Origin of the sequence: Devosia sp., from assembly GCF_036676215.1 — a bacterium.
Lineage (GTDB): Bacteria > Pseudomonadota > Alphaproteobacteria > Rhizobiales > Devosiaceae > Devosia.
Window position 1 is genome coordinate 1 of the sequence record NZ_JAKFDJ010000013.1, and the last position, 7,596, is coordinate 7,596.

Genomic DNA, 7,596 nt, shown 5'->3' on the forward strand with positions numbered 1-7,596 from the left:
CGGACGCAGCCATGCGAGCTTGTCTTGTCGATCTGCGCCGGCTCCGGTGAGCCATGTATGCCGTAGCTCGGCTTGGACAGCGCAATCCACACGCTGCCGACCGGCCCATTCGGACCCGGCGGAATGGTGAGAACCTCGGTGTTATCGCCCTGCTGGAAGTTGATCTCCGGATTATAGGTATAGGTCGGCATTGGGGCGACGGCTTCGACCACATAGCTGCCGCTCGGCGACGGGTTGTCCTCGCTGCCGATAGTTGCGGGATAGGCGGCCAGCAGCACGCCCTGCGCGTCATACGCCCGTACCTGCCGCAGCACCTTGTCGGCCTCGATCCGCGCCACCATGCCGGTGCGGTTAGGCCCCGTAATTGCGACGGCGATCGTTTCTCCGGCGCCAAATCCCGACCCTGGATTGAGCGCCACGAGGAACTTCTGGTCCATGTGGAAGCGTTCGGCCAGTTTTTCCGCGACGCTGCCATAGCCCAGGAAATCGAGTTGGGCCTTTTCGGCATAGTCGGCGGGCGTGGGCCCGGTAATCTCGTTCGTGTCCTCGACGGTAATGACATAGGCACCGATGACAGGCAGGGCCGTTTCCAGCAGTGTGACCGTTTCGGCATCGAGCGTGCCGGTAACATCCCGGTCGGCCATGGCCTGAAAAGCCATTATCGCCTTGCGCACATTCTCTCCGTCATAGCCGTCTATGACACCTGGCGAGGCCCCCAACTGATCCAGCAGAATCTGTGCCCGAGCGATAGCCGGGCTGAGCAAATGTGGGGCCGATTCTGCCTCCTCGGCCACGGCGGCAGGCTCGGGCGCAAAAATGTAGGGCCTGTCTTCGATGACCAGGCCGGTCAGTAGATTGGCCGCGTTGATCATATTGGCATCGATCGTGACAGTTGCCACTTGCGCCGAGACGGAAACCGCCCACCCGGCGGTCATGGTGAAAGCAATCAGGCAAGCGATCCTGTGCATCGAGACCTCATATCTTGATACACAACGAGGAAGGCAGATCGGAAGTTTCCGCAGATCCGCGGTGTTTTGGAAATATTCCGAGCAATTTAATGTGCTCGAAGTCTGATACATCCGGATGTCTTGATCCGATTGATGCCGCCGAAATAAAAAGAGCGCCATGTGGCGCTCTTTTTCCAACCAATTTCGTGTGCTTCTCAGCCGTCCATCTTCGCGCCGCTTACCACGGCATGCAGGTCGATCAGCCCAACCATGCGACTGTCATGGGTCACGATGCCATTGAGCAGTTCGGTGTCGATCGAATTGCCTTCCGGCACATTGTGAATATCGTCCCTGGAGACGGTCAGGATGTCCGAGACGGCATCGACCAGGATGCCCACCCATTTGTCGCCGACGCTCATCACCACCACGACGTGGTTCTTGGTGGGTGAGGTCTGGCCGTCGCCGAAGCGGGCGCGCAAATCGAAGATCGGCACGATGGTGCCGCGCAGATTGATCACCCCGCGCACGAATTCGCGGGTATTGGGGAGCGGGGTCGCACCGTTCCAGGCGCGGATTTCGCGCACCGTGGTGATCTCGACGCCGTAGGTCTGCTCGCCGATCGAGAAAGCGATCAACTGCAGGGAATTCTGGGCGGCGACGGCAGACTTGTCGCCCATGTCGTCACGCAAACCGAGCGCTTCCATTCTTCTATGCCTTTCTGCCGCCCTTCTGGCCGGCTACGCAAAACTGGTGCCGTCAGGCGGCGTTCTTGTGCACTATCGTGGTCTTGAGGCCCTGCACGTCCACGATCAGCGCGACATTGCCGTCGCCCAGGATCGTGCCGCCGGCAATGCCTTCGACCCGTTCGAAATTCTCTTCCAGCGATTTGATCACCACCTGCTGCTGGCCGATGATGTCGTCGACGATGAGCGCCACCTTGGCCGAACCCTCGGCCTCGCACAGCACCACGAAGCGGTTTTCCGCCTCGGTCTCGGTGACCATCTCGAAGCGCTGCGCTAGGTCGATGACCTGCACATATTCCCCGCGCACCTGCAGCACCTGGCCGCCACTGGGCACGCGCTCGAAGCTGGCGCGCGAGCACTGGATGGTTTCCACGATCGAGGAAAGCGGCACCACATAGGGGCTGTCGCCAACCTTGACCAGCATGACATCGAGCACGGCCAGCGTTAGCGGCAGGCGCAGCGTCATGCGCGTGCCCTTGCCGGTCCAGGAACGGACATGCACCGAGCCGCCAATCTTCTTGATGTTGGAGAGCACCACGTCCATGCCGACACCGCGGCCGGACAGGTCGCTGACTTCGCTCGCCGTCGAGAAGCCGGGCGCGAAGATCAACTGGTCGATCTGCTCGTCGGTCGGGTTGACGTCGGGGGCCACGACACCCTTGTCGCGCGCCACCTGCAGCACGCGTTCGCGGTTGATGCCGCCGCCATCGTCCTCGACGATGATCAGGATATTGCCGCCCGCCTGCTCGGCCGAAAGCCGGATCGTCCCGATCTCGGGCTTGCCGCGGCTGAGACGCTTTTCAGGGGTTTCGATGCCATGGTCGGCCGAGTTGCGGACCATATGGGTCAGCGGATCGCTGAGCTGTTCGATCACCGTCTTGTCGATCTCGGTATTCTCGCCGATCGTCTCGAGCTTGATCTTCTTGTTCGTCTTGGTCGCCAGCTCGCGCACCAGGCGCGGCATGCGGCTGAATACGGACTTCACCGGCTGGGCGCGGATCGCCATCACCGAGTCCTGCAACCCACGCGTCGTCTGCGCCAGCACTTCGAGCCCGCGCACCAGTTCGGTGTAGCGGGCGCGCAGCGTCTCATCCATTTGCTGGGTAAGCATGGACTGGGTGATCACCAGCTCGCCCACCATGTTGACCACGCGGTCGACCTTGTCGAGATCGACGCGGATCGACTGCACGCCGACGCTGCGACCGCCGCCACTGCCTTCCTCGCCCTCGCCAGCCGCTGCCGGCGTGGCGGCACGCAATGGCGTGACCGCAGCCTGTGGCTTGGCTATCGGGCTCGGCTGAATGGTTTCGGCCAGCTCGGCAAAACTGAGCGCCGGAGGTTCCTCAAAACTATCCTGCTCGGTCGCCGGAGCCGGCTCCGGCTCAGCGGCAAATGTCGCGGGCCCCGTCGTGAAGTCGAGCAGGCTCGCCACTTCATCATCAGCCAGGGCCAGCAGATCGGCCGGATCGGGCTCCGCGCTCACGGCGCGCACGGCCGGTGCAATCGGCTTGGGGGCAAATGCGACCGGCGCCGGACCAGCGCCGAGCTGGGCAATGACAATATCGCAGTCCCCTTCGACGAATTCGAAGACCTCGCGGATCATCTCCTCGGTCAGTGTCGGGGAGACCAGGGTGATTTCCCAGGAGCAATAGACCGCGAATGGCTCGAAATCGGCCAGCGGCGGAATGTCCTCGACCAGCGCGCGCACATGCATCTCGCCGAGCACGGCCAATTCGCGGAACAGCAGCAGCGGATCGTTGGCGCGGGCATAAAGCGCCCGGTGTGGAGTGAACCGGATTTCCCAGTGGCCTGGCTCGACCTGCATCGGCGGCGCCTCGAAAGTATCCTCGATCGGCGCTTCGCCGGAGGTTTCGCTTGCGTCCGGCGTGCCAGCCTCCAGATTGACCATGACGGGCACGAATTCGATGTCGAATTCATCCAGCGGATCCCCGCTTTCATCGTCGTCGGAGCCGGCGCGTTCGCCGCGGGCCAGCGCGTCAAAGCGCTCTTTTTCTTCCATGCCATAATCGGCAGCCAGCGGTTCCCCGGTCTGGGCGGCCTTGACGTGGTCGGCGACAATGTCATTGGCGCGGATGCAGAGCACCACCACGTCATCGACCAGCTCGATTCGGCCGTCGCGGACATAGTCGAGCAGCGTCTCATAGGCATGGGCAAAGCCTACCAGCGCCTGGAACCCGAAAGCGCCGGCACCGCCCTTGATCGAATGGATGGCGCGGAAGACCGCATTGAGCCGGTCCGCATCGCGCTCACCCGCCTCGATCGCGGCAAACTGCTCTTCGAGCTCGGTCAGAAGCTCGGAACACTCGTCGAAATATGTGGCTTTGAAATCGTCGAGATCGCTCATGCGAACGTCCAACCCTTCTGGGTTCTAGGAGACTAATGCACCACGCGGTGGATCACCGAAATCAGCTTTTCCGGATCGAAGGGCTTGACGATCCAGCCCGTGCCGCCCGCGGCCTTGCCCTGGTCACGCTTGTCCTGGCTGGTCTCGGTGGTCAGAATCAGGATCGGCAGGCTCTGGTGGTTGCCCGTTGCCCGCACATTCTTGATGAATTCGATGCCATCCATCACCGGCATGTTGATGTCGGTAATCACCACGTCGACCGTCTCGTTTTTCAACACGTCGAGCCCCTGCTTGCCGTCCTCGGCCTGCAGCACCTCGAACCCGGCATTGCTGAGTGTATGGTGCAGCATGGCGAGGATCGTCCTCGAATCGTCCACCGTCAGAACCCGCAAAGTCGTCATCCTCTCATCATTCCCGAAAACTGGGCGTCCAGACCCAGGCGCTCGATCGCGGACGTCAGGGCCGCGCTCGGCTGCTCAATAGCAAACTCATAATGATTTCTCCGGGCCGCTTCCGCCGCGCTGATCAGCATGAACAGCGCATTGGTCGATACGCGCTCGACGGCGCCAGCGGTCACGGTGACTGGCCCCTCCTCGATTGCGTCGATCAGGCCATCGCGAATGCCATCGAGCGAGTCGAGGTCGATGATCGCCGGCAAAACGATTGGTTTCTTGGCCTTACTGACCATGACGAATGCGTGCCCCCGGAGTTTTCTCCAAGCGCCAGTGTCCATGGGAACGGTTTAAGAAGTGCTAACCTTGATGACTTGCGCATCACTTCCGGCACGCGGCGGCGTGAACACATTCTTGAGGCTCCCGTGACGGCGCCCGGACATCATATGGAACGTCCCCCTTGCAGGAGGGGCTGACGGAGAGGTAACCCATGCGCACAACCTCGATCGGACCCTTTGCATGACCGCCTCAATCGCCCTGACCGGCCTCGCCCGCGAACTGGCAGCCCGCGCTGAAACCGGCAAGCCGATCCGCGTCGGCGTCATTGGGTCGGGCGAGATGGGCACCGATCTGGTCACCCAGATGTCATTGATGGCCGGCATCGAGATGGCCGCCATCGCCACCAGGCGCCCCCACACCGCGCTCGCCGCCATGACCATTGCCTATGGCGAGGATTCCAAAGGCCGGGTCGCCGATAGCCCGGCCCAGGCCACCGCCGCCATCGAGGCGGGCAAGATTGCCATCACCAGCGCCGAAACCCTGGTCACCACGCCCAATATTGACGTCGTCATCGACGCCACCGGCAAGCCCGGCGTCGCCGCCGATTATGATCTGCTGGCCATGGAGCACGGCAAGCACCTGGTGATGATGAATGTCGAAGCCGACGTCACCATCGGCCCCTATCTCAAGGCCCAGGCGGACCGGCTCGGCGTGGTTTATTCGGTCGGCGCCGGGGATGAACCCAGCTCCTGCATGGAACTCATCGAGTTCGTCTCGGCCCTCGGCCTGCCCATCGTCGCCGCCGGCAAGGGCAAGAACAATCCGCTGAAACACGACGCCATCCCCGACGACTATCGCGAGGAAGCCGAGCGCCGGAACATGAACCCGCGCATGCTGGTCGAGTTCGTCGATGGCAGTAAGACCATGGTGGAAATGTGCGCCATCGCCAATGCCACCGGCCTGGTTCCTGACGTGCCCGGCATGCACGGCCCCAAGGCCGACCGCGACGAGATGGCAAGGGTTTTGATCCCCAAAGCCGATGGCGGCATCCTCAACAAAATGGGTGTCGTGGATTTCACCGTCGGCAAGGGCGTCGCTCCCGGGGTCTTCGTCATCGTCAAGGCCACCCATCCGCGCATCATCGAGCGCATGGATGATCTCCATATCGGCCACGGCCCCTATTACAGCTTCTTCCGCCCCTATCACCTGACCAGCCTCGAAGTGCCGCTGACCTGCGCGCGCATCATGCTGCACGGCAAGCCGGACATGGTGCCATTGCCCAATCCGGTGGCCGAAGTCTGCGCCGTCGCCAAGCGCGATCTCAAGGCTGGAGAGAGCCTCGATGCCATCGGGGAAACCTGCTACCGCAGCTACACCATGACGATCACTGACAGCCGTGCCGCCAGGGCTGTACCGGTCGGCCTGCTCGAAGGCGGCAAGGTCACCGCGCCGATCAAAAAGGGCGAATTGCTGACCTCGGCAAACAGTCAACCCGACACCAGCACCCGCCTCTTCGCCCTGCGCCAGGCACAGGACCGCATGCTTGGCCTCGTGCCCTAGGCAAAATCGCTCCACACCCACAGATCGTCACCCTCGGGCTTGACCCGAGGGCTCTTCACTTACCTCGCCCCTCAGGGGAGAGGTCGGCGCAGACTGCACCCATTGGGCACCAACTTATCCCCCTTCCCAAAACCTGTGGCACACTCCTCCCATCACTCCGCATGGGGGCGGCCTGCAGGCGAACAGTGGTGGGGTGAGCCGGGCGCGGGCTTTGCCCCCTGCGCAGGTTCGAGACTTCGAAACCGGCCGTAGGCAAAATCGCTCCAGTGGAGCGATTTTAGGAGAGAAGGCCATGCGAGCTACGCTCGGATGGCTAGCCGCACGTGGCGACCGACCATTGTGCGCGATAATCGGTTCTTTCCAAAAACCGGCACCCCGAGGCGACTGCCGTCTCGTTTTTAAATTTCCAGAGGCGAAAGCCGCCTCGGGGCCCGCTTGTTTTTTGACAACCGCACCACAGGCGGCGCTTCCGCACGTCTGCCATACTAGCCAAACGCCACTGCCGCCGCTAAGTCTCGAGCAGCGAGGGAGACAGCCATGAGCACGAAAAAAGTCCGCTGGGGCATTCTGTCCACTGCCAATATCGGCATGCAGAAGGTGACGCCGGCCATCATGAAGTCGGCCCATTCCGAAGTGGTTGCCATTGCCTCGCGCGACCTGGGCAAGGCGCAGGCGGCTGCGGCGCAGCTCGGCATCGCCAAGGCCTATGGCTCCTATGAGGAGCTCTTCGCCGATCCCGATATCGACGCCATCTACAACCCCCTGCCCAACCACCTGCATGTGCCCATGACTGTCGCTGCCGCCAAGGCCGGCAAGCACGTGCTCTGCGAAAAGCCCATTGCCCTCAGCGCCGCCGAAGCCGAGGCCCTGCGCCAGTTCCCGCCCGATCGCATCGTGCTCGAAGCCTTCATGGTGCGCTTCCACCCGCAATGGCAACGCGCCCGCGAGATCATCCGCTCGGGCGAACTGGGCGAGGTTCGCGCCATCAATGCGGTCTTCACCTATTTCAACGCCGACCCCGCCAATGTGCGCAACCAGGCCGATATCGGCGGCGGCGGCATCATGGATATCGGCTGCTATCCCATCACCGCCGCGCGCTACCTGTTCGAGGGCGAGCCCAAACGCGTTGTTTCGCTCGTGGAGCGCGACGAAAATTTCGGCACCGATCGCCTCGCCAGCGTCATCGCCGATTTCGGAGCCGGAAGGCAGCTCAACTTCATCTGCTCTACCCAGACGGCGGGCCACCAGCGCGTGCAGGTGCTGGGCAGCAAGGGCAAGCTCGAAGTCATCATCCCCTTCAACGCGCCGGC

The 7,596-nt window shown here is 62.5% G+C and carries 7 protein-coding genes; 2 read left to right on the top strand and 5 right to left on the bottom strand.

The window, feature by feature from the left end:
* From V6M52_RS00760 to V6M52_RS00780, 5 genes are all read right to left on the bottom strand, one after another.
* A partial coding sequence (locus V6M52_RS00760; RefSeq protein WP_332698401.1) for a L,D-transpeptidase family protein occupies positions 1-968 on the bottom strand: 968 nt, incomplete at its 3' end.
* A gap of 194 nt (positions 969-1,162) precedes the next feature.
* Positions 1,163-1,651: a chemotaxis protein CheW gene (locus V6M52_RS00765; RefSeq protein ID WP_332691748.1), complete on the bottom strand. Its 489-nt coding sequence runs from the start codon at positions 1,649-1,651 to the stop codon at positions 1,163-1,165.
* Positions 1,652-1,703: 52 nt separating this feature from the next.
* On the bottom strand, positions 1,704-4,055 hold the full coding sequence (locus tag V6M52_RS00770) for a chemotaxis protein CheA (RefSeq protein ID WP_332698405.1): 2,352 nt from the start codon (positions 4,053-4,055) through the stop codon (positions 1,704-1,706).
* A gap of 32 nt (positions 4,056-4,087) precedes the next feature.
* Positions 4,088-4,456 carry a response regulator gene (locus tag V6M52_RS00775; RefSeq protein ID WP_201659489.1) on the bottom strand — a complete coding sequence of 123 codons (369 nt, stop codon included), beginning with the start codon at positions 4,454-4,456 and terminating at the stop codon, positions 4,088-4,090.
* On the bottom strand, positions 4,453-4,743 hold the full coding sequence (locus V6M52_RS00780) for an STAS domain-containing protein (protein ID WP_332698408.1): 291 nt from the start codon (positions 4,741-4,743) through the stop codon (positions 4,453-4,455). Before V6M52_RS00780 ends, V6M52_RS00775 begins: the two co-directional genes overlap by 4 nt.
* Before the next feature lie 223 nt (positions 4,744-4,966).
* On the opposite strand from V6M52_RS00780, the gene V6M52_RS00785 reads away from it, so the two are divergent.
* Positions 4,967-6,286: an NAD(P)H-dependent oxidoreductase gene (locus tag V6M52_RS00785; protein WP_332698411.1), complete on the top strand. Its 1,320-nt coding sequence runs from the start codon at positions 4,967-4,969 to the stop codon at positions 6,284-6,286.
* Between the two features lie 537 nt (positions 6,287-6,823).
* Positions 6,824-7,596, top strand: a 773-nt coding sequence (locus tag V6M52_RS00790) for a Gfo/Idh/MocA family protein (RefSeq protein WP_332698414.1), incomplete at its 3' end; no start/stop codon positions are given.